This is a genomic window from Aeromonas sp. QDB62 (genome assembly GCF_027705695.1).
Classification (GTDB): domain Bacteria; phylum Pseudomonadota; class Gammaproteobacteria; order Enterobacterales; family Aeromonadaceae; genus Aeromonas; species Aeromonas allosaccharophila.
Window position 1 is genome coordinate 38,769 of the sequence record NZ_JAPDCD010000027.1, and the last position, 24,595, is coordinate 63,363.

21 protein-coding genes are annotated in these 24,595 nt (G+C 60.9%); 15 read left to right on the top strand and 6 right to left on the bottom strand.

Annotated elements, in window-relative coordinates:
* Window positions 1-5 precede the first annotated feature (5 nt).
* Genes OKC27_RS14360 through OKC27_RS14370 form a run of 3 tightly spaced genes read left to right on the top strand, consistent with a single transcriptional unit; the run spans window position 6 to window position 7,481 of the window.
* Window positions 6-4,274 (top strand): ATP-binding protein, encoded by a 4,269-nt coding sequence (locus OKC27_RS14360; RefSeq protein WP_270806421.1) that lies wholly within the window; start codon window positions 6-8, stop codon window positions 4,272-4,274.
* A complete protein-coding gene (locus OKC27_RS14365) occupies window positions 4,255-5,466 on the top strand; it encodes an EAL domain-containing response regulator (protein ID WP_111808608.1) in 1,212 nt (403 codons plus the stop codon). Before OKC27_RS14360 ends, OKC27_RS14365 begins: the two co-directional genes overlap by 20 nt.
* Window positions 5,467-5,504: 38 nt before the next feature.
* Window positions 5,505-7,481, top strand: coding sequence for a HAMP domain-containing methyl-accepting chemotaxis protein (locus OKC27_RS14370; RefSeq protein ID WP_270806422.1), 1,977 nt, complete (start codon window positions 5,505-5,507; stop codon window positions 7,479-7,481).
* A 53-nt stretch (window positions 7,482-7,534) separates the two neighbouring features.
* On the opposite strand, the gene rfaH is transcribed toward OKC27_RS14370, so the two are convergent.
* From rfaH to metN, 4 genes are all read right to left on the bottom strand, one after another.
* Window positions 7,535-8,035 carry a transcription/translation regulatory transformer protein RfaH gene (rfaH, locus tag OKC27_RS14375; protein ID WP_042059913.1) on the bottom strand — a complete coding sequence of 167 codons (501 nt, stop codon included), beginning with the start codon at window positions 8,033-8,035 and terminating at the stop codon, window positions 7,535-7,537.
* Window positions 8,036-8,131: 96 nt separating this feature from the next.
* Window positions 8,132-8,932, bottom strand: a complete 801-nt coding sequence (gene metQ / locus OKC27_RS14380; RefSeq protein WP_075113702.1) for a methionine ABC transporter substrate-binding lipoprotein MetQ — start codon at window positions 8,930-8,932, stop codon at window positions 8,132-8,134.
* Window positions 8,933-8,957: 25 nt separating this feature from the next.
* Complete coding sequence (locus OKC27_RS14385) at window positions 8,958-9,611, bottom strand: methionine ABC transporter permease (RefSeq protein WP_042031786.1); 654 nt, start codon at window positions 9,609-9,611, stop codon at window positions 8,958-8,960.
* Window positions 9,592-10,635, bottom strand: coding sequence for a methionine ABC transporter ATP-binding protein MetN (metN, locus tag OKC27_RS14390; protein WP_058053063.1), 1,044 nt, complete (start codon window positions 10,633-10,635; stop codon window positions 9,592-9,594). The genes OKC27_RS14385 and metN overlap by 20 nt, the downstream gene beginning before the upstream one ends.
* 504 nt (window positions 10,636-11,139) lie before the next feature.
* On the opposite strand from metN, the gene OKC27_RS14395 reads away from it, so the two are divergent.
* On the top strand, window positions 11,140-11,595 hold the full coding sequence (locus OKC27_RS14395) for a hypothetical protein (protein ID WP_058053064.1): 456 nt from the start codon (window positions 11,140-11,142) through the stop codon (window positions 11,593-11,595).
* Between the two features lie 105 nt (window positions 11,596-11,700).
* On the opposite strand, the gene ppgK is transcribed toward OKC27_RS14395, so the two are convergent.
* Complete coding sequence (gene ppgK / locus OKC27_RS14400) at window positions 11,701-12,441, bottom strand: polyphosphate--glucose phosphotransferase (RefSeq protein ID WP_042059923.1); 741 nt, start codon at window positions 12,439-12,441, stop codon at window positions 11,701-11,703.
* A 111-nt stretch (window positions 12,442-12,552) separates the two neighbouring features.
* The gene (gene queG / locus OKC27_RS14405; RefSeq protein ID WP_182938905.1) at window positions 12,553-13,707 is read right to left on the bottom strand and encodes a tRNA epoxyqueuosine(34) reductase QueG; all 1,155 of its coding nucleotides are present in this window, start codon (window positions 13,705-13,707) and stop codon (window positions 12,553-12,555) included.
* Window positions 13,708-13,767: 60 nt separating this feature from the next.
* Here queG and OKC27_RS14410 point away from each other — a divergent pair, with 60 nt between their 5' ends.
* The 11 genes from OKC27_RS14410 to OKC27_RS14460 all read left to right on the top strand — a co-directional run bounded on the left by OKC27_RS14410 (window position 13,768) and on the right by OKC27_RS14460 (window position 24,567).
* Window positions 13,768-15,279 (top strand): NAD(P)H-hydrate dehydratase, encoded by a 1,512-nt coding sequence (locus OKC27_RS14410; protein WP_182938906.1) that lies wholly within the window; start codon window positions 13,768-13,770, stop codon window positions 15,277-15,279.
* A gap of 10 nt (window positions 15,280-15,289) precedes the next feature.
* Window positions 15,290-15,763 (top strand): tRNA (adenosine(37)-N6)-threonylcarbamoyltransferase complex ATPase subunit type 1 TsaE, encoded by a 474-nt coding sequence (gene tsaE / locus OKC27_RS14415; RefSeq protein ID WP_182938907.1) that lies wholly within the window; start codon window positions 15,290-15,292, stop codon window positions 15,761-15,763.
* A 23-nt stretch (window positions 15,764-15,786) separates the two neighbouring features.
* Window positions 15,787-17,478, top strand: coding sequence for an N-acetylmuramoyl-L-alanine amidase (locus tag OKC27_RS14420; RefSeq protein WP_232093610.1), 1,692 nt, complete (start codon window positions 15,787-15,789; stop codon window positions 17,476-17,478).
* 16 nt (window positions 17,479-17,494) lie between these two features.
* A complete protein-coding gene (locus tag OKC27_RS14425) occupies window positions 17,495-17,674 on the top strand; it encodes a hypothetical protein (protein WP_042059932.1) in 180 nt (59 codons plus the stop codon).
* Between the two features lie 3 nt (window positions 17,675-17,677).
* On the top strand, window positions 17,678-19,537 hold the full coding sequence (mutL, locus tag OKC27_RS14430; RefSeq protein WP_182939708.1) for a DNA mismatch repair endonuclease MutL: 1,860 nt from the start codon (window positions 17,678-17,680) through the stop codon (window positions 19,535-19,537).
* Complete coding sequence (miaA, locus tag OKC27_RS14435) at window positions 19,527-20,456, top strand: tRNA (adenosine(37)-N6)-dimethylallyltransferase MiaA (RefSeq protein ID WP_162518046.1); 930 nt, start codon at window positions 19,527-19,529, stop codon at window positions 20,454-20,456. The genes mutL and miaA overlap by 11 nt, the downstream gene beginning before the upstream one ends.
* Window positions 20,457-20,528: 72 nt before the next feature.
* Entirely contained in the window at window positions 20,529-20,792 is a 264-nt protein-coding gene (gene hfq / locus OKC27_RS14440) for an RNA chaperone Hfq (protein WP_005339045.1), read from the top strand.
* Between the two features lie 63 nt (window positions 20,793-20,855).
* Window positions 20,856-22,142: a ribosome rescue GTPase HflX gene (hflX, locus tag OKC27_RS14445; RefSeq protein WP_033135815.1), complete on the top strand. Its 1,287-nt coding sequence runs from the start codon at window positions 20,856-20,858 to the stop codon at window positions 22,140-22,142.
* Between the two features lie 91 nt (window positions 22,143-22,233).
* Window positions 22,234-23,385 carry an FtsH protease activity modulator HflK gene (gene hflK / locus OKC27_RS14450; RefSeq protein ID WP_182938909.1) on the top strand — a complete coding sequence of 384 codons (1,152 nt, stop codon included), beginning with the start codon at window positions 22,234-22,236 and terminating at the stop codon, window positions 23,383-23,385.
* A gap of 3 nt (window positions 23,386-23,388) precedes the next feature.
* Window positions 23,389-24,273, top strand: a complete 885-nt coding sequence (gene hflC, locus OKC27_RS14455) for a protease modulator HflC (protein ID WP_005339038.1) — start codon at window positions 23,389-23,391, stop codon at window positions 24,271-24,273.
* Between the two features lie 105 nt (window positions 24,274-24,378).
* Complete coding sequence (locus OKC27_RS14460) at window positions 24,379-24,567, top strand: DUF2065 domain-containing protein (RefSeq protein WP_111900703.1); 189 nt, start codon at window positions 24,379-24,381, stop codon at window positions 24,565-24,567.
* Window positions 24,568-24,595: the final 28 nt, after the last annotated feature.

A 24,595-nucleotide genomic window follows, 5' to 3' on the forward strand; every position in this document is an offset into this window, starting at 1 on the left:
AGGTTATGAGCCGCATTCGCCGTTTATTTCAGTTTATATTCCTGCTGCTATGGTGTGTGCTGGGGTTGAGCGAATCTGAAGCGGGGCTTAATCCATTGGCGCTTACAGAGGCCGAACGTCAGTGGAGCGCGGCCCATCACGAGCTGATCATCGGTATGCCGATGATGGGCTCGCCCCCTTATAGCTACAAGGATGCGGTACAGGGGTTCAACGGCCCGGTGCCCGAGATGGCGCTACTGATCGCCAGAGCGCTCGGTTTGCCCCTGCACTACAAGGAGTTCACCTCCTATGACGAGGCGCTGAGCTCGTTGCAGGCGGGCAAGGTGCATATCATCATCAATTTTCAGCCCGGAGAGCAGTGGGAAAACCAGATAGCCTCGGTGCCCTTCCCGTTTTTTATTCCGCAGGGGGTGCTGCTGAATCGCACGCTCACCCGGCTCTCTCTTGACGAGGCTCGCAAGCTTAAATGGGTCTGCATGGTCGGGACCGACTCCTGTGGCCAGCTCGAGGCGCTCGGTCTGGTGCCGGTCAAGGCGGTGGAGCGGCGCAGCGAAGCCACCTTCATGCTCAAGCAACAGCTGGCGGATGCCTATCTGGCGGATATGCCATCGCTATTGTCGGAGCGGGCACAAAACCCCAATGCCGGTTTCTCGATTGTCAAACCGCAGTGGGCGCCGGTCTCCTCCCTGTCCGTCAATATTCTGCGCAACAACCCCGGGCTCACCAGTCTGATAAACCGCGTCATGCCCGAGCTGCCAGTGACGGACATGCGTCCGATCCTTGAAGCCATCAATGGGGGACAGGCTACGGCATCGGGGGAGATCACCACGGTCAAATTTACCCCCGAGGAGCAGGCGTGGCTGCGCACGCATCCGATCTTGCGCTACGGCATCTCGCCTAACTGGGTCTCGATGAGCGAGTTCAATTATCGTGGCAAGCTGGTGGGCTACGTACCCGATATGGTGGCCCTGCTGCGCCGCTACTCCGGGCTGGAGTTCTCGCTGGTGCGTACCGAATCCTGGCGAGAGACCCAGAATTTGCTCAAAAGCCACCTGATTGACTTTATTCCGGTGATGAGCCCGTCGGCAGAGCGCGAGCATCTGGGGATTTACACCCCCAACTACATGTTCGTTGACCGCGTCATCGTGGGGGGGAGAGAGAGCAAAAATCTCTCCGACATCGAATTGGTGCGAGGCACGCGGGTCGGCATTGTGGATGCGTCCATTGACGAGGAGCTGTTGGCCTCGCTGGGGGCCATTCCGGTGGAGGTGAAGGATGACAGCCGCCTGCTGCGTCTGCTCGATGAGGGGCGGGCCGATTATGTGCTGCTTACCATGACCACCCTGCCGGCCGCCCTGGGGCGAGGCTTTGAAGATCGCTATCGGGTGGTCTACTCCGGGCAAAACTTGCGTCTTCCCGGCGCCATGGGGGTATCCCCCGCCGACCCCATGTTGCAGCAGATCCTGACCAAGATCCTCTATGCCATCCCCCAGCACGAAATTGACAAGCTTGAATCCCGTTGGTTGACGATGCGGCTGCAGACCGGCCTGGATACCCGCACCGTGGTGCTGTGGTTTCTGGTCTGCGCGGGGGGGGCGCTGGTGTTCTTTACCATCTTCTGGCACTGGAACCAGACGCTGCAGCGGCAAAATGATCAGCGAAAACAGGCCCAAAAGCAGCTCAACGAGCAGCTGGCGTTTGTCCAGACGCTGCTCGACTCCTTGCCGAGCATGGTGGCACTGCGAGATCGCCAACAGAACCTGACCCTCTGCAACAAGGCGTACCGGGAGGCCTTTATCGGCGCCGAATCCGGCGGGGATGGCTGGAGTTATATGCATACCGAGGAGCGGGAGCAGATGCTGCGTGAAGAGCAGAGCGTCTGGGCGACCGGCGTCAGGCTGGAGGGCGCTGGCTATACCCGGCGGATTGACGAATCCCAGTTCCATGTGGTCTATGTCAAGTTGCCCTACCGGGCGGCAGATGGCGAGATCCAGGGGGTATTGACCGTGCTGACCGATGTCAGCGCCCTGAAAGCCGCCGAGGACAAGGTGCGCGAAGTGGAAGCCATGCTGCGGGACATGACGGACAGCATGCCCGGCGTGGTCTATCAGTATCTGTGGCATCGCTCGGATCAGGGACGTTTTCTCTATGTCTCGCAAGGGGCGGGGGAGACGCTGGGGGTGCCTTCCCAGGCCCTGATGTCCGCCAGATCCGAGTGGAAGACATTTGGCGTCAGTGAAGAGGTGTTGCAGGCGTTCTTCAGTCGGGTTGCCGCCAATGCGCCGACCCGGACGCCGATCGACTGGGAGGTCAAGGTGCCCCACTACGGTGGCGAACGCTATCTGCAGGTGCGGGGCAGCTTCGTGGAGCAAGGGCCGGATACCCTGCTGCTCAACGGCATGGTGCAGGACATCACGGCCCTCAAACAGCAGCAGTATGAGTTGCATGAGGCGCGCGCCAGCGCCGAACAGGCCATGCAGGCCCGCAGTCGCTTTCTGGCCACCATGAGCCATGAGCTTCGCACGCCGATTTCGGGGATGCACGGCATGCTGGAGCTGCTGCGGATGAGCGACGTGGACGATGATCAGCGCTATCTGCTGCGCAACGTGGTCACCTCGACCAACAACCTGCTCTATCTGGTCAACGATATCCTCGATTTCTCCAAGATCGAGGCGGGCCAGCTTCATCTGGATTATCAGTCGAGCCCGTTGCAGTCGGTGATTTGCGATGCGGTTCGTGGTCATGCCGCCCAGGCCCATGGCAAGGGGTTGCAAGTCGAGTTCAGCTGGGAGAGCGAGGTGCCGGATCGGGCGGATATCGATGCCATCCGGGTGGCGCAGGTGGTCTCCAACCTGCTGAACAATGCGGTCAAGTTTACCGAGCGCGGGGTGATTGCCATTCGCGTCAGGTATCGGGAGCAGCAGCTCGCCATCACGGTAGCCGACTCCGGCATCGGGATCGCCGAGGAGAAGCAGGCGCTGCTGTTCACCCCGTTCGAGCAGCTCGACTCCGATATCAATCGTCGTTATGGCGGCACCGGGCTGGGATTGGCCATTTGCGATCAACTGGTGCGCAAGATGGGGGGCTCGCTGAGCCTCAATAGCCGGGCCGGTGAGGGGGCCAGTTTCTGCTTCACCATTCCGCTGAGCAACCCCCACTGGGATCTCCCGGCGCTGACAGGCAGCGAGTGGTGGTATTTCGGTGACGACCACCTGCTGGAACAGACGATGACGCGGTTGGGGGCCAAATTGCACCCTATCGATGCCAACCGGCTGGCTCGGGGGGTCAATGGCCTGCTGCTGGCCGACGAGCGCTGGCTGGCGCGCGATCTCGGCCACAACTGGTTGGAGCGGGTGCAGCAGCCCGGGCTCAAGGGGATCGTCTTCTCCCCTGACGAGGTGCTGCGAACCCGACTGGGCCCGGCGCGCTGGTGGCGACTGGGACTCTCTCCTCTCTATCCGGACCTGCTGCTGGAGAGTGGCCGCGAGCTGCTCTGCGGGGTCGTCAATCCGGTGATGGCTACGCATGCCGACAAGTTGAACGGTCGGGTACTGGTGGCGGATGACCATCCGGTCAACCGGGCCCTGCTGGAGCGCCAGCTGGGGATCCTGGGGGTCGAGTGCGTGGTAGTCGAGAACGGCGAGCAGGCGCTGCAGGCCTGGCAGGCAGAGCCCTTCTCGCTGTTGCTGACCGACTGCCATATGCCGGTGATGGATGGCTATACCCTGACCAACACCCTGCGCGCCAACGGCGATCAGGCCCCCATCATAGGGGTGACGGCCGATACCTCGGAGGAGGCGTCGGCCCGCATGGTCGCCGCCGGCATGAACGGCATGCTGATCAAGCCTTATATGCTGGAAGCGCTGCGCCAGACGCTGGTGCAGTGGCTGCCAGCCTGCGCAGCCGTGACTCCGGAGCCGCTCACCGGCGCGTCGGCGCTGGCTGCCCGCTGGATGGCGCTGTTTGGCGATGAAGAGGATGCCAGAGCCATGGCCAGCGAATATCTGGCCTCCAATCTGCTGGATCGCGAAGAGATGATGGCGGCGCTGGCGGTCCGCAACGGGGACGCGTTGCTGGAGATCGCTCACCGCATAAAAGGGGCCGCCCGCATGGTGGGGGAGTGTGCCCTGGCCGAACAGGCCGAACTGCTGGAGAGTGCCGCACGGCTCAAGCAGCTGGATGAGTTTGCCGTGCTGGGGCAGGAGGTTGATCTGCTGATCAACCGGGTTACCTACGAGACAGGATTATGGCTGAATGAACAAGCGCGAGCATGAAGTGGTCATCATGGTGGCTGAGGATCACACCTTTCAACGCAAGGCGCTGTTGCATCAGATCCGTGGCCTGGGCTATCGGCAACTGCTGGAGGCGCGGGACGGGGTGGAGGCGCTGGCGCTCTGCCAGCAGCAGAGAGTCGATATCCTGCTCTGTGACCTGCGGATGCCCGGCATGGATGGCATGGGTTTGCTGCGCCGTCTCTCGCAGGCAGGCTTTCGCGGCGGCATCATCCTCTCCAGCGCGCTGGAGGGGGATGTGGTCGAGGCGGTGCTGCGCATGAGTGCCGCCTATGGCTTGCATGTGCTGGGGCGGCTCGACAAGCCCGCCCGGCCGGGGCAACTCGCACAGCTGATTCAGTCATGGTCTCCCGCCCGGGAGCCCTCCCGTCAGGAGGAGGGGCACAGGATCGATCTCGATCAGCTCAAACGCGGCATCGAGCAGCAGCAGATCTTGCCCTGGTATCAGCCGAAGGTGAGCTTCGCCACGGGTCAGTGGGCCGGGATGGAGGCGCTGGCTCGCTGGCAGCATCCCGAATATGGACTCATCTCGCCGGGACTCTTTATCCCGATGGCGGAAGAGCACGACCTGATTGCGCCCCTGACCGAGATCATCATTGGCAAGTCGTTGAGTGATGCCCACCTGTGGGGGGAAACCGGATTGTCGATCAATCTGTCGATGAATCTGTGTGCCAGCTCCCTCAATGACGGCAGTCTGTGCCAGACCCTGATTGACCAGTGTCGGCACTGGAGCGTGGATCCGGCCCTTATCACCCTGGAGGTGACCGAGAGTGCTTTCATTCGTGACATCGGTGCCATGCTGGAGGTGCTGACCCGGCTGCGGATGCACGGTTTTGGCCTCTCCATCGATGACTTTGGCACCGGCTACTCCTCGATGCAGCAGCTGGCGCTGCTGCCCTTTACCGAGCTGAAGCTGGATCGCTCCTTCGTCGATCGCTGCCATGCCGATCCGGCGCACCTGGCCATTATCGAGTCCAGTATCGAGCTGGCCCGCAAGCTCGGGCTCAAAACGGTGGCAGAAGGGGTGGAGGACGCGGCGACCTGGCACCTGCTGGCCAGGCTCGGCTGTGACCTCTGCCAGGGCTTTTTCTCCGCCCGCCCGATGCCGCACAGTGAGTTGGCAAGTTGGCACCGGACTTGGCAAGATAGATTGCCTACACTGATATCTATCTGATTCTGTTGGCTGGCTCCTCCGTTTGAACAAGGATGTTCATGAAAATCTCAAGCAAGCTGTTGCTCAGCTTCGGTTTTATCAACCTGCTGATGCTGCTCTCCTCCACCCTGGTCTATTACCGGCTTACCCAGATCAATCAGGCCCAATACACCCTGCTGGAGCAGGCGCTGCCCGCTCTGCAGCGGGATGAGGCGAGCCAGAAGGCGCTGGTGGCCACCGTCTCTGCCTTGCGTGGCTACCTGATCCTCGGCAAGGATCCGGCTCAGGCCTCCCGCCTCAAGCAGGAGTGGGAGTCAGCCTGGCAGGCCATCGCCCATCAGACATTCAGCCCGGCGCTCGCCCAGTCTCTCGAGACCTTCAAAAGCCATCAGGAGAAGGTGTGGGCCATCGCCCAGAGCGAAGAGAATCTGCCTGCCCACACCCTGATGCTGCAGGAGGCGGGGCCGCTGGCGGAGGCGGCACTCGATCAGTTGCAATCCTTTGCCAATGAGGAGGTTGGCACTGCGCAGGATCAACTCTCCGGCGATCGCCGCATGCTGCTCAAGCAGGTGGGGGATGCCTACAACAGCCTCGCCAACGCCCTCTCCGCCCTGCGGGATTTTCTTATCTCAGGCGATCCCGAATACCGCAGCAAATATCAGGATTACTACCAGTTTCACCAGCAGCGGGTGGCAGAGGTGAAGCAGCAAGCCGCGCTCTTTACCGACACCCAGCAGAGCCTCTGGCAGCTGTTTGAAGAGATGGCGACTCCCTTCTCCGAGCTGGTGGGGCAGGTGATCGAGAAGCGCCAGGCGCCGGATTGGGATCAGGCCAACTACCTGATGGCCACCGATATCGAGCCGATGCAGTCCACTCTCAGCGAGCAGCTGGTCCAGCAGGTGGGCAAAACCCGCGCCGAGGTGGCGCAGATCGCGGCGCAGATGACCCGTGCCGGGAGCGCCATCAACCAGACCCTGCTGCTGGCTACCGGCAGTGCCATCGTGCTTGGCATGCTGGTCGCATGGCTCTTTAGCCGCCGTCTGACCCGTGACATTGCCAGCCTGGTGACCCGGGCGGGGCAGGTTGCCGATGGCCGACTGGCAGCCCGGCCCTTGCCGATAACGGGGCAGGATGAGTTGGGAGAATTGACTGGCTCCATCAACCGGATGTCTGTCCAACTGCGCCAGTTGGTGGGGGAACTGCAGGGGGCGGTGGGGCAGGTAGAAGAAGCCTGTGGTGAGGTGGGCAGCACCACGCGGGCCATCGTAGTGGATTTGACGGTGCAGGATCAGCGGGTCGATGCGGTGGCGGCCGCTATCGATCAGATGTCGGTCAGCGCCCGGGATGTGGCTGGCAATATCACCGCCGCGGCAGGTGGTGCCCAGCAGGTGCAGCAGCAGACCCGACAGGGGCAGGCCGCGCTGGCGCGGATGACCGACGCCATGCAGCAGATTGCCGCCATGATTGGGCAGGCCAATGAGGCCATGGGGCTGCTGGCACATCAGAGCGAACAGGTCGGGCAGATCACCGAGGTGATCGCCACGATCGCGGAGCAGACCAACTTGCTGGCCCTCAATGCGGCGATCGAGGCGGCGCGAGCAGGCGAGCAGGGACGCGGTTTTGCGGTGGTGGCCGACGAGGTACGCCAGCTGGCGACCCGCACCCATCAATCAACCGCCGAGATCAGCCAGACCATTGCGGCCATCTCCCAGCAGACTCGCCAGACGGTGAGTACCGTCAGCAGCGGTACCGGGTTGGTCGAGCAGGGGAGGGATGCAGTCGGCCTGGTGACCGATACCCTGAGTGCCATGAACCAGCTGGTGCAGTCGCTGTCCGGTCAGCTGGAAGCCATTTCGGTGGCGACCGAGCAGCAGTCGCGGGTGGCAGCCGAGGTGGCAGGGACGGTCGATGACATTGCCGCGCTCAGTCGGCAATCCTGCCAACGCAGTCAGCAGGGGGAGGAGATCGTAGCCAGACTGGCTGGCGATACCGGCAAGCTGACGGCAGTGATCGCCCGCTTTGATCTTGACGCGTGAAATGGCGGGATCATCCCGCCACTGCGATTTATCCGGCCGTTTGGACTGTTGGTTTAGTCCAGCCGTCTGAAGGCGTGGTTGTCGAAGCTGCTGGTGGTCTCGCGATTGAGCAGGCTGACCAGCAAAATCGCCCGTTTGTCCCCATCCGGTTCCATATAGATGGCTTCGAAGCCAGCCAGTGGCCCCTCTTCAATCAGCACCTTGTCGCCCGAGCAGGGCAGGTTGGCGTAGCAGGCTCGTGCCTCGTCGCTGTCATCACGACTCATCAGCTGATAGACCAGCTTGCTGCTGATCGGGGTCCATTCACTGCCAAAGTGGATGATCCGGCTGATGCCACGGGTCGATTTCAGGGTGACCGGTGTCACCTCTTCCAGATCGACGAAGATAAACAGATAGTTGGGGAACATGGGTTCCCGTACCGGAACTCGCTTGCCCCGGCGCAGCTTCTCGATCTCCACCATGGGGTAATAGGATTCGATACCCTGGGCATCGAGGTGGGCGCGGGCGCGGGCCTCTTCTTTTGGCTTGCAGTAGGCCAGATACCATTTTTTCATGTTATGAGTATGTTCGTGTTGCCGTGCTCGCGGATATGATAGCGGCGCCAATAAAAAAGGCCACGCATTGCGTGGCCTTTTTTGCCAAGTGAGCAATTACCAACCTTTTACCAGGCCGCCTTTGAACAGCTCGAGACCTTTCTTGTAGACCTCGTCGGTCTGATAGGACTGGACAAACTGTTTGACCTTCTCGTCATCCTTGTTGTTGTCGCGAGCGACGATCAGGTTGACGTAGGGGGACTCCTTGTCTTCAACAAACAGGCCGTTTTCGGTCGGGGTCAGACCAATCTGACCGGCGAAGGTGTTGTTGATGATGGAGAGATCCACATCTTCCAGTGAACGGGGCAGCTGGGCAGCTTCCAGTTCGACAATCTTGAAGTTGCGCGGGTTGCTGGCGATATCCAGCACGGTGGCTTCCAGACCGGCGCCATCCTTCAGGGTGATCAGACCCTGTTTGGCCAGCAGGATCAGCGAGCGACCCAGGTTGGTCGGATCGTTCGGTACCGCGATCTGGGCGCCATCTTTCAGTTCGCTCAGCGCCTTGATCTTCTTGGAGTAACCGGCGATCGGGTAGACGAAGGTGTTGCCAACCGGCACCAGCTTGAAGTCGCGATCACGCACTTGCGCATCCAGATAGGGTTTGTGCTGGAAGGCGTTGACGTCGATGCTGCCATCGTTCAGCGCCACGTTCGGGGTGACGTAGTCGGAGAAGTTGACGATCTCGACGGTCAGACCGTATTTCTCTTTGGCGACCTTGGCCGCCACTTCAACCAGTTCGGTCTCGGGGCCAGCAATGGCGCCCACTTTCAGAACCTTGCTCTCTTCTTTTTGACCGCAACCGGCCAGAACCAGACCAGCCAGCAGCGCAGCCGCAACGGATTTGATGCCAAATTTCATAAAACCTCCTGTCAGAAATCGACGATTAACGATGATCACATTTGTGGACCAGGCGCTCACCCGCGCTCTGGATAAGTTGAACCAGTACTACCAGGATAACCACGGTCACCAGCATGACGGTCGGGTCAAAGCGCTGATAACCATAACGAATACCCACATCCCCCAGACCGCCGCCACCGATGGCCCCGGCCATGGCCGAGTAGTTCACCAGCGTGACGAGGGTAATGGTGACGCTGTTGAGGATGCCGGGCAGAGCCTCGGGCAGCAGCACCTTGGTGATGATTTGCAGCGGCTTGGCGCCCATCGCCTTGGCCGCTTCCAGCAGGCCATCCGGCACCTCCATCAGGGCTCCTTCCACCAGACGGGCGATGAAGGGGATGCAACCCACGGTCAGCGGCACGATGGCGGCGATGGTGCCGATACTGGTGCCGACAATCAGCCGGGTCAGCGGAATGATGGCGACCAGCAGGATGATAAAGGGCACCGAGCGACCCACGTTGACCACCATGCCCAGAGTACGGTTGAGCAAGGGGTTGGCCAGGATCTGGCCCGCCTTGGTGACGTGCAGTGCCACGCCAAGCGGCAGGCCCAGCAGGCAGCCGAACAGGGCGGAGGCAAACACCATGATCAGGGTGTCGCCCAGGGCCGTGATGAGCAGATTAATCATGGCTTCGGACATAACCCATTACCTCCAGCTGAATGTGGTTGTCGATGAGGAACTGCTGGGTTGCCTCGCACTGGGCTTCATCCCCGAACAGCTCGGCCAGCAGGAAACCGAATTTGACGCCACCGGCGTACTCGATGTCTGCGCTCAGAATGCTGATGTCGATATTGAAACGGCGGCTCGCCTCGGAGATCAGCGGCGTATCGACCGTACTGCCGGTAAAGCCGAGCTTCACCAGCGGATAGCTGCCTGGCACCCGCTCGCTGCTCATCCGATCCTGATACTCCTGCGGTACCTCCAGATGGATGGTGGAGTGGATGAAGTCACGGGCCAGCTGGGTCTTGGCGTTGCTGAAGAACCAGGCCACTTCGCCCTGCTCGATTAGACGGCCGTCGCTGATGATGGCCACTTCGTCACAGATCCCTTTCACCACATCCATCTCGTGGGTGATGAGCAGGATGGTGAGCCCCAGCTTGACGTTGATCTCCTTGAGCAGGGTCAGGATCGAGCGGGTGGTCTGCGGGTCGAGGGCCGAGGTGGCCTCGTCACAGAGCAGCACCTTGGGGGCCGGTGCCAGTGCGCGGGCAATGGCAACACGCTGCTTCTGACCGCCGGAAAGCTCGGACGGATAGGCATGGGCACGGGCTTCCAGCCCGACCAGCGCCAGCAGCTCGGCAACCCGTTGCTGGATCTGCTCTTTGCTCCAGCCTGCCAGCTCCAGCGGAAAGGCGATGTTGGCAAACACGGTGCGGGAAGCGAGCAGGTTGAAGTGCTGGAAAATCATCCCGATCTGGCGGCGAGCCTGGGTCAGATCCCGTTCGCTCAGGGCTACCAGATCCTGGCCATCGACAATCACCTGGCCCTCTGTCGGGCGCTCCAGCAGGTTGACACAACGAATGAGGGTACTCTTGCCGGCACCGGAGGCACCGATCACCCCGAAAATTTTGCCTTGGGGTACATGCAGACTCACATCACGCAGGGCGTGCACGGCGTCACTGCCTGTACCGTAGACTTTGTTGAGACCTTTCAACTTAATCATGGATTCTTCCGTGCTAACAGCCTTACAGCACAGGGCGCTACAGGCGGGGAAATTGGGCAGAGGTTCCACTGGGTTACTCTGCCATCATGGAGGATGATGCTAAGATGTCTGGATGGCCGTGTCAACGCATGTTTTTACGTCTAGACGTCTAAAAAAGTGATAAGGATATCTGTCTGGTGGATAACGATCTGGGTGGATATGTCTCGCATCCAGATCCTGTTTCGCCAGTTTGGTATATGGCCGAATTAAAGATGGTTTATATCGGGTAAACGCTGGTTTTATTAGTGTGTCAGCCCGATGTCACTCATGTCAGGTGTCGAGCCTGAAACGCCACCATAGTTGCACAAATAGCTGCACAAATCGTTCCCTATTCGCGACCGGATCACCTGTCCGCCCCTTTGTCGGCATCAACCTTGATGCAGCGCAAGGGGGGCTCGGATAGGGATTGGGTCGGTGGCGCTTGTTTTTTATACTGATGATACCGACAGCATGGAGGGCAGTGCGATGAGATTCCAACAGATCAAAGAGTTGCTGCACTATCTTGAACAGGTTCATCACCAGCTCGGGCTCTGCTACGGGCGATTGACCAGTCAGGTGGACAGCGAACGTAGCCGGATGTTGCTGGTCTATCTGCAAGGGCGTGAGGATGCGGCCAGTGCCCATCTGCACGAATATGCCGCCCAGCTGGGAGAGGCGGTGAGGGAGACCTGGTTGAACCAGAGTTTCAGCGAGGATATGGTGCCCGCCATCACCCGCTTCGAGCTGCCGGCCTCGGCCCAGACCCAGGATATCGTCACTCAGGTGTGCCGCTGGGAAGAGCAGCTGGTGGGCGAGCTGGGCCATCTGGCCCGGGAGTGCCCGACACCGGCCACCACCACCCTGCTCGAGAATCTGGCCGGGCTGGAGCAGACCCGCCTGACCCGACTGGTGCACGGGGTACACCGACTCGATGACATGTAACGGGTGATAAGCGCCAAACACGCAAGATAGCGGTCAAGCAAAAGGGCCCGGCAGCAGTGCCGGGCCCTTTCCATTTGCTCTCTGCTGATTGGCGGTGAGCGTCGATCAGCCCTGCCGCTCGGCCGCGTAGAGGGCGGCCCCGATAATGCCCGCCTGATTGAGGCTGGCCGCTGGAATGAGCGGTGCCCGGGTCTCGATGCGATCGACAAATTTATCCAGCTTGGCGGCGCTGCCGCCCCCCAGAATGAAGAGGTCGGGGGAGAAGAGAAACTCGAGGCGCGCCAGATACTTGTTGAAGCGCTTGCCCCAGCGGTTCCAGGAGAGATCTTCCCGTTTGCGCACCGCATCGGAGCAGTAGTGCTCGGCCACCATCCCTTCCAGCATCAGGTGACCCAGCTCGGTGTTGGGCAGCAGGTGGCCGTTGACGAAGATGGCGGTGCCGATGCCGGTGCCGACCGTGATGAGGATGATGACCCCCTTGCGATCTTTACCGGCGCCAAAGCGCATCTCGGCCAGACCGGCGGCATCGGCATCATTCAGCACATAGCAGGGCTTGCCGGTGACATCGGCAAACAGATGCTCGGCATCGGTCTCAATCCAGCTCTTGTCGATATTGGCCGCACTCTTGGCAATGCCGTTGTGAATGGTGGCGGGAAAGCCGCAACCCACCGGCCCTTTCCAGTCAAAGTGTTCGACCAGCGCCTTGAGGGTATGGGCGATGGCGGCCGGGGTGGCCGGTTGCGGCGTGGCAATGCGATGGCGCTCGCCGATCAGTTCGCCGGTTTTGGTATCCACCAGACAGCCCTTGATCCCAGAGCCTCCAATATCCACTCCCAACATATGCATCTGTGTTGTCCTTGTTGTGTGCCGACCAGCTGATACTGATTACGGTGTTCTGGTCACTGCGGGTCGGCAGAGCATGAAAAAAGTACAGCAATCCGGCAAGGGGCAGATCACTTATGCGTGATCCGGCAGACCTTTTTCGATGCAGCGGATCAGCAAACGGGTTTTCTTGTTCTCTTCATCCTGACGCCGGGTAAGAGTGGCCAGCGCCCATTCGATATGTTCGGCTACCATGGGCTCGGCGTTGGTCAGCCCCAGTTGCAGGGCGGCGATGACCTCGGGGGTTGCCGGGCCATTGCCGAGGGCGACCGCCAGATTGCGGCGCCAGCGCTGGTAACCGATGCGGCGGATCGGGCTCCCTTCGGTCTGCTTGAGAAAATCACTCTCGCTCCAGTGCCACAGCGCCAGCAGGGGCGGGCGGTGCAGGCTGGAACGCGGGCTGAAGTCGGGTTCCGGGCTGGCATCGGCATAGCGATTCCAGGGGCAGATAAGCTGGCAGTCGTCACAGCCGTAGATGCGGTTGCCCATCAAGGGCCTGAACTCTTCCGGAATAGGGCCATCGTTCTCGATGGTGAGATAGGAGATGCAGCGGCGGCCATCCACCACATAGGGGGCGACAATGGCGCCAGTCGGACAGATGTTGATGCAGGCGACGCACTTGCCGCACAGCTCCTTCGCTACCGGCTGGTCGAGCGGCAGCGGCAGGTTGAGCAACAGCTCACCGAGAAAGAAGAAGGAGCCGGCCGATTCGTTGAGCAGCAGTGAGTGTTTGCCAACCCAGCCGAGGCCCGCCTTGGCTGCCAGCGGCCGCTCGAGGATGGGGGCGGAGTCAACGAAGGGGCGCCACTCACCCAAGGTCTCTTCAGTGCCTTGAAACAGCTCGGCACAGCGCGCTTCGATGCGATCACCCAGCTGTTTGAGCCGGTTGCGCAGTACCTTGTGGTAGTCGCGGCCGAGGGCGTAGCGACTGATATAGCCGAGGGTCGGATCGCGCAGGGTGGCGGCAAAGCCCGCCTCGAATGGCAGGTAGTTCATCCGCACTGACAACACCCGCACCGTGCCCGGCAGCAGCTCGTGGGGGCGTGCGCGCATCATGCCGTGGCGCGCCATGTAATCCATGCTGCCGTGATAGCCCGCATCCAGCCAGGCCTGCAATCGCGGCTCTTCGATACGCAGATCGGTGTCGGTGATGCCCGCCTGGTCAAATCCTAGCTCCCGTGCCCAGAGCTTGATATCGTGGGCCAGCTGGTGGAAGTCAGGTGCGCTCATGCGGCTTGGCCTGGCCGGAGTTGGCTGGCGTGGGTCGATTGATAAGAGGCGGGAGCCGTCATGGTAGAGATCATCAGGGGCGCGTTGGGCACAAAAGAGGGGGGCAGTTTACCACAGGGGCTGTGGCAGACTGAACAGATCCGCACACTGGAGCGCAACTGGGCCGCGCGTGAGGGGCAACCTCTCTATGCCCTGATGGAGCGAGCCGGTGCTGCACTGCGCACCTATGCCACCCTGCATTGGCCCGAGAGTCGTTGCTGGTGGATTTTCGTCGGCCCCGGTAATAACGGCGGTGATGGCTATGTGCTGGCCCGCCTTGCCCGCCAGATCGGCATCGAGGTGGTGGTGATTGCCGCCAGAGCACCCGACCAGCTGAAGGGGGATGCCAGACGGGCCGCCGATGAGTGGCTGGCGGCCGGTGGCCGGGTCTGGCTGGCCGAGCAGTTTGATGGTGCCCAGCAGCCTGCCCCGGATCTGGTGGTCGATGCCCTGCTTGGCACCGGCGTCAACACCCCCCTCTCGCCGCTACTGACAAAGATCGTCGCAACAATCAATGGCTTGGCTGTGCCCGTGCTGGCGGTGGATCTCCCCTCCGGCCTCAACGGCGATACCGGCCGTGCCATGGGGGCCGTGGTGCAGGCCACTCGCACCCTCACCTTTATCGGGATCAAGCAGGGGATGCTCACCGGCGACGGGGTGGATTGCGTCGGCCTGCTCGACTGTGATCCCCTTGGCGTCACGCCAGATGATGCTATTTCGCCCGCCGCCTGGCGCATCGATTATCCACTGCTAAGCACGCAACTGACCCCGCGCCAGCGCGCTTCCCACAAGGGCTCTTATGGCAAGGTGCTGCTGGTGGGGGGCAATCGCGGCATGCAGGGGGCCATCGTGCTGGCAGCCCGCGCCTGCCTGCGGGCGGGGGCCGGGCTGGTGCGGGTGTGCCAACATCCGGAGCATCCGCCGGTTAGCCTCTATCAACCCGAGCTGATGAGCCTTATCACCACAGATGACGAGGGGTGGGCGTCGGTGCAGGTCATTGGCCCCGGCCTCGGTCAGGATGAGTGGGGAAGGGGGCAAATCGCCCGTTATCTCACCGATCGGCTGCCACTGGTTTTGGACGCCGATGGATTGAATTGGCTGGCGCAATCTCCCCGCCATCAGGATAATTGGGTGCTCACGCCCCATCCCGGCGAAGCGGCGCGACTGCTGGGATGCACCATTGCCGAGATTGAAACCGACCGGTTTGCCGCCGTGCAGGCGTTGCAGCGGCGCTATGGCGGTGTGGTGTTGTTAAAAGGGGCGGGAACACTTATTTATGACGGCGAGCGGGTCGCTCTCTGTTGTGAAGGCAATCCCGGCATGGCAAGTGGCGGCATGGGTGATCTGTTATCTGGTATAATCGCCGCCCTTTTGGCCCAGGGCTGGTCTGCCACCATGGCAAGCTGGCTGGGCGCCGTGATCCACGGCGAGGCCGCAGATCAGGCCGCCGCCGACGGCGAGCGGGGCATGCTGGCGTCAGATCTGCTGCCGCTGATCCGCAGACTGGTTAATCCCGACACCATAACAAGTTAAAAAGAAGAACATGGCAAAACAGTTGATGATGACACTGCCGAACGAGGCAGCAACCGTGGCACTGGGTGGCCGTCTGGCACAGGCTTGCCAGCAGGCGACCACAGTGTTTTTGCATGGCACGCTTGGCGCCGGTAAAACCACCCTGACCCGCGGCTGGGTACAGGGCCTTGGCCATCAGGGCAAGGTAAAAAGCCCGACTTACACCCTGGTCGAGCCCTACGAGCTCGATGGCTGGCAAGTCTACCATTTCGATCTCTATCGCCTGGCTGATCCGGAAGAGCTGGAATTCATGGGCATTCGGGACTATTTTGCCGCCAACACTCTCTGTCTGGTGGAGTGGTCCGAGAAGGGCGAGGGCTGGTTACCGGCTCCCGACCTGGAAATTACCCTCACTTATGTAGGCGAGCAGCGCGAGGTTCTGATAGAGGCCCGCACTGCTATTGGCGAAGCCATTCTGGAACGGTTGTCATCTACGTGCGCTTGATCCTTGTTATTGCTCTCTCTTTGATGGCGTTACCCTCCTGGGCGAATCAGCTCAAGAGCGTACGAATCTGGCCATCACCGGATAATACCCGGGTGGTGCTCGACATGAGCAGCGCCCCCAACTTCAACTATTTCACCCTCACCGGCCCGGATCGGCTGGTGATCGACCTGAAAGGGGCGAGCAACGCCGCCAATCTGGCGCGGATCGAGAACAACAGCGAACTGGTGCGCAAGATCCGCCAGAGCACGCCGCTGGAGAAGGGCGGTCTGCGGCTGGTGATGGATCTCAGCTCCGCCATCAAGCCGGTGGTCTTTCCGCTGGCGCCAGCCGGGCCTTATGGCCACCGTCTGGTCATCGACCTGCCTTATGAAGAGAAGCGCTCGGCGGCTGCGGTGCAATCCACGCCTGTCGGTGGCAAGGGCAAGGGGGTGGTGATTGCCATCGACCCGGGCCATGGCGGGGAAGATCCGGGCTCCATCGGCCCGCGCCGTACCTACGAGAAGCGGGTCACGCTGGCGGTCTCCCAGAAGCTGGCGGCGCTGATCGACCGCGAGCCGGGGATGCGCGCCGTGCTGACCCGTCGTGGCGACTACTTCGTTGACCTCAACAAGCGCTCCGAGATTGCCCGCAAGGCCAAGGCCGATCTGCTGGTATCTGTGCATGCGGACAGCTTCCATAACTCCACTCCCCGTGGTGCCTCGGTCTGGGTCTTGTCGACCAACCGCGCCAACCGCGAGATGGGCAGCTGGCTGGAGAAGCAGGAGAAGCAGGGCGAGTTGCTGGGCGGTGTCGGCAAGGTGTTGGCGGAATCCGATCCCAACCCCTATCTGGCGCAGACCTTCCTCGACCTCTCCATGGACAAGTCCCGTGCCGAAGGATATGACGTCAGCCGCCAGATCCTGCGCTCCATGGGCAAGGTTGCCCGACTGCACAAGAAGGCGCCGGAACACGCCAGTCTGGCAGTGCTGAAAGCGCCGGATATTCCCTCTGTGCTGGTGGAGACCGGGTTTATCTCCAACCATGCGGAAGAGAAGCTGCTGGCCACCGCCAGCTATCAGGACCAGCTGGCCCGCGCCATCTTCGAGGGGATCCGCAACTACTACCGTGCCCACCCGACCAAGGGGGCCATGCTGACTGGCAAGGGGCAGGCGAGCCGACCTGCCGCGACCACTCGGTCTGCGCCGGTCGCCCAGCAGCCGGTGAGCCAGCCCAGACAGGTACAGTTGCAGCCGGTGGTGAGTAACAAGATGCCCGCCACTGCCCGCGACGGCGGTGCGGCGACCGGCTCTGGTGCCGGGGTGATCAAGCCTTATTCGGCAGCAGCGCAAGAGACCGGAGCGCCGGTCAGCAGCGTGGGCGACTATGACAAATCGCGGATGCTCCGCCATGTGGTCCAACGGGGCGAGAGCCTCTCCCGCCTTGCCGAGAAGCATGGGGTGAGTCAGTCCACTTTGGTGGAGATCAACCAGCTGCGCAGCCGGGATATTCAGATTGGTCAGACCATCTATATCCCCCAACAGGGGCAGAGCCGCAGTGCCGCTCCCGTTCGCAGTGACGACAAGTCGCAGATGATCCGCCATGTGGTCAAGCGGGGCGAGAGCCTCTCCCGCCTTGCCGAGAAGCATGGGGTGAGTCAGGCGCGGCTGGTGGAGATCAACAAGCTCAAGTCGCGGGATATTCAGGTGGGGCAGGTGCTCTACATTCCGCAAAACTGATGCGCGGGAGCGGGCGATGCCGCTCCCGCTGTTAGCGAATACCATCAGCAAGATTGAAATTCAGGAGCAAGTGATGCCGATCCGTATATTGCCCCCGATTCTGGCCAACCAGATCGCAGCCGGTGGTAATGTGGTGGAGCGGTCCTCCTGGATCGTTAAGGGACTGACCATCCGCAAGATAGAAATTCAGGAGTAAATGATGCCGATCCGTATTTTGCCACCTATTCTGGCCAACCAGATTGCCGCCGGAGAGGTGGTGGAGCGGCCCTCCTCCGTGGTCAAGGAGTTGGTGGAAAACAGTCTGGATGCGGGCGCCGACCGGGTCGAAATCGATATCGACAAGGGGGGCGCCAAGCTGATCCGTATCCGTGACAACGGCTGCGGCGTTGCCAAAGATGAGCTGGTGCTGGCGTTGTCGCGCCACGCTACCTCCAAGGTGGCGACCCTCGATGATCTGGAGGGGATCAACAGCCTGGGCTTTCGTGGCGAGGCGCTCGCCTCCATCAGCTCGGTCTCCCGCCTCACTTTCACCTCCCGCACCGCCGAGCAGGCCGAGGCCTGGCAGGCGCAGGCCGAAGGGCGCGAGATGAACGTCACCATCAAGCCGGCGGCCCATCCGGTGGGCACCACGGTGGAGGTGGTGGATCTCTTCTTCAATACCCCCGCGCGGCGCAAGTTCATGCGCAGCGAAAAGACCGAGTTTGCCCATATCGACGAGCTGGTGCGCCGCATCGCGCTCTCCCGCTTCGATGCCACCCTGATCCTGCGCCACAACGGCAAGGTGGTGCGCCAGTACAAGGCCGCCAATACCGTGCCGGAGCAGGAGCGCCGCCTCGCCGCCGTCTGCGGCACCCCCTTCATGCACCATGCGCTGGCGGTAGAGAGCGAACACAGCGACGTGCGGCTGTGGGGCTGGCTGGCGACCCCGGAGGGGGCAAGACCGCAGAACGACCTGCAATACACCTACGTCAACGGCCGGATGATGCGCGACAAGCTCATCAATCACGCCATCCGTCAGGCCTATGACGAACTGTTGCCTCCCGATCGCTTCGCCGCCTATGTGCTCTATATCGAGCTGGATCCCCGTCAGGTGGATGTCAACGTCCACCCGGCCAAGCACGAGGTGCGCTTCCATCAGGCGCGGCTGATCCACGACTTTATCTTTCAGGCGCTGTTTACCGCGCTGCGTCGTGAAGGGGTCCGCGCCGTGCATCAGGACGCGCCGCTGGCCGAAACCCTGGTCGAGTTGCCGGTCAGCCCGCAGATTGAATATCCCGGTCAGGCGCCACGCCCGGAGTGGTACGGTGCCGAGCACAGCTACCGGGCGCCTGCGCAGGTGCGGGAAGGGGGCGCGGCGCGCGCCAGCAACTATCAACCGCCCGAGCCGCCAAGCCGCGAGGCGATGCGCGGCATGGGGGCGCTGCTCACTGCGTTGCCTATCGCAACGGCTGCTGCGACCGAGCAGCCCACTGACACAGTGCCGCCACCCAAACAGGGGGGATGTCGCGCCCTAACGCTGGTGGATCAGGCCTACCTGTTGATCGAGCGGGATAATCAGCTGGCGCTGCTCTCGCTGGTTCGCGCCGAGCGGGTGCTGCTGCGTCACTGGTTGCTGGAGACCTGGGGCCAGGGGCTGGCGGCCCAGCCGCTGCTGCTGCCGGTCTCCTTCAAATTGCCGAAGAATCTGATCGCGCTGGTGACCGAGCAGGAACGTTTGCTCAAACGCATGGGGCTGGAGTTGAAAAGCGGCGGGCGCGACACCATGATCCTGACTCGGGTGCCGGCCCTGCTGCGCCAGACCGATCTGGTGAGGCTGTTACCCGAATTGCTGCAAATTATCGAGGGCGGATCTGACAGTGATGCTGGCCAGCAGGCTGAAGTATTATGCCAATGGCTGGTAGATCAGGGGATAAGTCGCGAAAAAATATACGATTTTTCAACTGCCAGCCGTCTGCTGACGGAACTTGTGACCGATTTCAGTGACCAACTGGCAGACATTCGCATGGTGCGCCCGCTTTCGCTGGCGACCGTGCTGGAGGAGTTTGAACATGGCGAGTGACTTGCCGACCGCAATTTTTCTGATGGGGCCGACGGCCTCCGGCAAGACGGATCTCGCCATTGAACTGTGCCAGGCATTGCCTTGCGACATCATCAGCGTCGATTCGGCGCTGATCTATCGCGGCATGGATATCGGTACGGCCAAGCCGACCGCCGATGAACTGGCGCGGGCCCCGCACCGGCTGATCGACATTCTTGACCCGGCCTTGAGCTATTCGGCGGCCGACTTTTGCAAGGATGCCCTGCGGGAGATGAAAGAGATCGCCGACCGTGGCCGCATTCCGCTGCTGGTGGGCGGTACCATGCTCTATTTCAAGGCGCTGCTGGAGGGATTGTCCCCATTGCCCTCCGCCGATCCCGCCATTCGTGCCGGGATTGAGGAAGAGGCTGCCCGCCTCGGTTGGCAGGCGCTGCACGACGAGCTGGTGCGCATTGACCCGGTGGCCGGGGCGCGGATCCACCCCAATGACCCGCAGCGATTGAGTCGTGCACTGGAGGTCTATCGCATCAGCGGCAAGACCCTCACCGAGCTGACGCAGGTGCAGGGGGAGGGGTTACCCTATCGGGTGCTGCAGTTTGCCATCGCCCCGAGCGATCGCGCCGTGCTGCATCAGCGGATCGAACAGCGTTTTGACAAGATGCTGCAAGGTGGCTTTGAACAGGAGGTTCGTGCGCTGATGGCGCGCGGCGATCTGAACCCGGATCTCCCCTCCATTCGCTGTGTGGGTTATCGCCAAATGTGGGACTACCTGTGCGGTGAAGTGGGGTATGATGAGATGCGTTATCGTGGCATTGTTGCCACACGCCAATTGGCAAAACGACAGATGACCTGGTTGCGTGGCTGGCCCGACGTGACCTGGTTGGAATCTGGTGAGTCTGGCAATCTCGCCCGCGTGCTTGCTCGCGCTGGTGCGGCTTGACACTCCCTGTATAATCAGGTTGTTATATTGATATTCGGTGTTTAAAAACAACAAACTATAAGGAAAAGAAAAATGGCTAAGGGGCAATCTCTCCAAGACCCGTTTTTGAATGCGCTGCGCCGTGAGCGGATTCCTGTTTCTATCTATTTGGTGAACGGCATCAAACTGCAAGGTCAGATCGAGTCTTTTGACCAGTTTGTTATCCTGCTGAAAAACACCGTTAGCCAGATGGTTTACAAGCACGCCATCTCGACTGTTGTACCGGCCCGTGCCGTCAATCATCACCAGCCCACTCCGGGTGGCGCGGCTGATGAACAGGGTGATGCCGAGGCGTGATATCCCTGGGCGAGTCGACTCGCCAACTCAGATTCATCATGATTCCTGTTAAGGAGCAAGCGCTTGTTTGACCGTTATGAAGCTGGCGAACAGGCCGTTCTGGTGCATGTCAACTTCAGTGATGAGGGTGAGCGGGAGGATCTGGAAGAGCTCAAGATGTTGGTGAGCTCGGCCGGAGTCAATGCGCTGGGGGTCGTGACCACCAGTCGCAGTGCGCCCAGTGCCAAATTTTTTGTCGGCAGCGGCAAGGCTGAAGAGATCGCGTCCCAGGTTCAGATGCTGGCGGCGGACGTGGTGATCTTCAACCATGCCCTGACCCCCGCCCAGGAGCGCAACCTGGAGCGTCTGTTCCAGTGCCGGGTGGTGGATCGAACCGGCCTGATCCTCGATATCTTTGCCCAGCGCGCCCGTACCCACGAAGGTAAACTGCAGGTCGAACTGGCCCAGTTGCGCCATCTTTCCACTCGTCTGGTGCGAGGCTGGACCCACCTTGAGCGTCAAAAGGGCGGGATCGGTCTGCGTGGCCCGGGTGAAACCCAGCTTGAAACTGACCGACGTCTGCTGCGGGAACGCATCAAGGCGATTTTGCGTCGGCTCGACAAGGTGGCCAAGCAGCGGGAGCAGGGACGCCGCGCCCGTAACCGCAACGAAGTGCCGACGGTGTCACTGGTTGGTTATACCAACGCCGGAAAGTCCACTTTGTTCAACCAACTTACAGCTGCCAGCGTGTATGCTGCCGACCAATTGTTCGCAACTCTGGATCCCACCCTGCGTAAACTGGTGATCCGGGATGTGGGTGATGTGATTTTGGCGGATACAGTTGGATTTATTCGGCACTTGCCCCATGATCTGGTCGCGGCCTTCAAGGCGACCCTGCAGGAGACCCGTGAAGCGGATCTGCTGCTGCATGTGGTGGACTGTGCCGATGAGCAGATGCAGGAGAATATCGACTCCGTGCAGCAGGTGTTGGCCGAGATTGAAGCCGATGACAGGCCCCAGCTGATGATCTGCAACAAGATCGACAAGCTGGCGGATCGTCCGGCAGGTCTGGAGCGAGATGACGAGGGGCGCCCGTTGCGCGTCTGGCTGTCTGCCCAGACCGGTGAAGGTTGTGAGCATCTGTTTACGGCGCTGACCGAATTGCTGGCTGGCTCCATGGTGCATCACACCCTGCAGTTGCCTCCTTCTGCCGCGAGATTGCGCAGTGCGCTCTATCAGCTGAAAGGGATTGAGCAGGAAGGTTTTAGCGAGGAGGGTGATTTCGTGCTGGAAGTCCGCTTGCAAGTGGCCGACTGGAACCGCCTCGTGAAACAGGAAGGTGAGAGTTTACAACGCTTTATCAGGCATTGATTCGTCGAAGAAGATGAACCCTTAGGGGCTTCTCAACGTATGATGGCCCGGTAGAGATGATATCCATCCGCATGTATTAATGGAGACGCTGATGGCTTGGAATGAGCCTGGTAACAACGGCAAAGACCGTGACCCTTGGGGGAATAACGGCAAGAATCAGGGACCCCCTGATCTGGATGAAATGCTGCGCAAAGTGAGTCGCCGTTTCGGTGGCTTGTTTGGTGGCGGCAAATCTGGCGGCGATATAGGTCGCTTTGGTATCTCCATCGCGCTGGTTGTGGCTGTGGTGGTGTGGGTCGTCAGCGGCTTCTACACCATTCGCGAAGCGGAGCGTGGTGCCGTGCTGCGGTTTGGCAAGTTTTCCCATATTGTCGAGCCGGGCCTGCGCTGGAAACCGACCTTTATCGATCAAGTGATCCCGGTGGACGTCGAGTCCGTGCGCTCCCTGCCTGCTTCCGGTTTCATGCTGACTCAGGATGAGAACGTGGTACGGGTCGAGATGGACGTACAGTACCGTGTCGTCAATCCCGAGCAGTATCTGTTCAGCGTGACCAATGCCGACGAGAGTCTGGGCCAGGCTACCGATAGCGCCCTGCGCTACGTGGTGGGTCATACCCGGATGGATGACGTGCTGACTACCGGTCGTGAGAAGGTGCGTCAGGAGACCTGGCAGGTGATCGATGGCATCATCGAGCCCTACCAGATGGGTCTGCAGATCGTCGACGTCAACTTCCTGCCGGCGCGTCCGCCGGAAGAGGTGAAAGACGCCTTCGATGACGCCATCTCCGCTCAGGAAGATGAACAGCGCTTCATTCGTGAAGCGGAAGCCTACGCTCGTGAAGTGGAGCCGAAGGCGCGTGGTTCGGTCAAGCGTCTGGAGCAGGAAGCGGAAGCTTACAAATCCCAGATCGTGTTGAAAGCCCAGGGTGAAGTCGCTCGCTTCAACGAGTTGCTGCCCCAGTATCAGGCGGCCCCCGAGCTGACCCGTGAGCGTATCTATCTGGAAACGATGGAAGAGCTCTATCAGCAGGCCAACAAGGTGGTGGTCGACATGCCGGCTGGCAACAACAGCATGATCTACCTGCCGCTCGACAAGCTGTCCGGCAAGCCGAATGCAGCCCAGTCTGATCGTGCCACTGTCGCCCCGGTCGCAGAGCAGGCCCCCGTTTCCAACGAGGGTGCCAACTCTACGCCGACAACGCCGCTGCGTAGCGGTGACCGCTTCAGCTCAGGGAGAAACTGATAGATGAAAAAGCTAGCTATTGGTGCAATCGCTGTCGCGGCCATGGTCTGCTTCTCTTCTGTCTTTATCGTTGATGAAGGTCAGAAGGGGATTGTGGTGCAGTTTGGCAAGGTGAAGCGGGTTGACTCCGGTGAGCCGCGCCTCTATGAGCCGGGCTTGCACTTCAAGGTGCCGCTCATCGACCAGGTTCGCAAGATGGATGCCCGCATCCAGACCATTGACAGCCAGGCCGACCGTTTTGTCACCTCCGAGAAGAAAGATCTGATCATCGACTCCTACGTGAAGTGGAAGATCGAGGACTTCTCCAAGTACTACCTGGCAACCGGTGGTGGCAACAAGCTGCAGGCTGAAGATCTGCTCAAGCGCAAGATCAACAACGGTCTGCGTTCCGAGATCGGTAACCGCACCATCAAGGATATCGTCTCCGGTGAGCGTAGTACCGTGATGGAAGATGCCCTGAAGAAGATGGCGCGCTCCTCCGAGCTCGGTATCAAGGTGGTGGATGTGCGGATCAAGCAGATCAACCTGCCGGTGGAAGTCTCCAACTCCATCTACCAGCGGATGCGCGCTGAGCGTACCGCAGTCGCCCGTGAGCACCGCTCTCAGGGTCGCGAGAAGGCTGAAATCCTGCGTGCCGATATCGACCGCAAGGTGACCGTCATGATCGCCGACGCCGAGAGTAACGCTCGCCAGCTGCGCGGTGAAGGGGATGCGGAAGCCGCCAAGATCTATGCCGACAGCTACAAGAAAGACCCCGAGTTTTTCAGCTTCGTGCGTAGCATGGAGGCCTATCGCAAGAGCTTCGCCGGTGGCAACGACCTGATGGTGTTGAAGCCGGACAGCGAGTTCTTCCGTTACCTTAAGTCTCCTCACGGCACCAAGCAGTAATCGCCACGAGGTCACATTCAAAGGGTCTGCATTGTCAGACCCTTTTGTTTTTGGCGCCAACGCTAGCCATCGACCCGGGTGGCTGGTTGCATTGAAGGAGGTCGGATGCTGACATCCATGCTGATGGGGTTGGGATTGCTGTTGTTGTTCGAGGGGCTCGGCCCGCTGTTGATGCCCAGGGCATGGCAGCAGATGTTGCGGCTGCTGAGCGATCAGCCAGCGGAGCAGTTGCGCCGTATCGGCGGCTCGCTAGTGGTGGCGGGTAGCGTGATCCTCTGGATGCTGAGTCGCTGAGTCTGGCGCAATGCACAGTCCAGCAGAT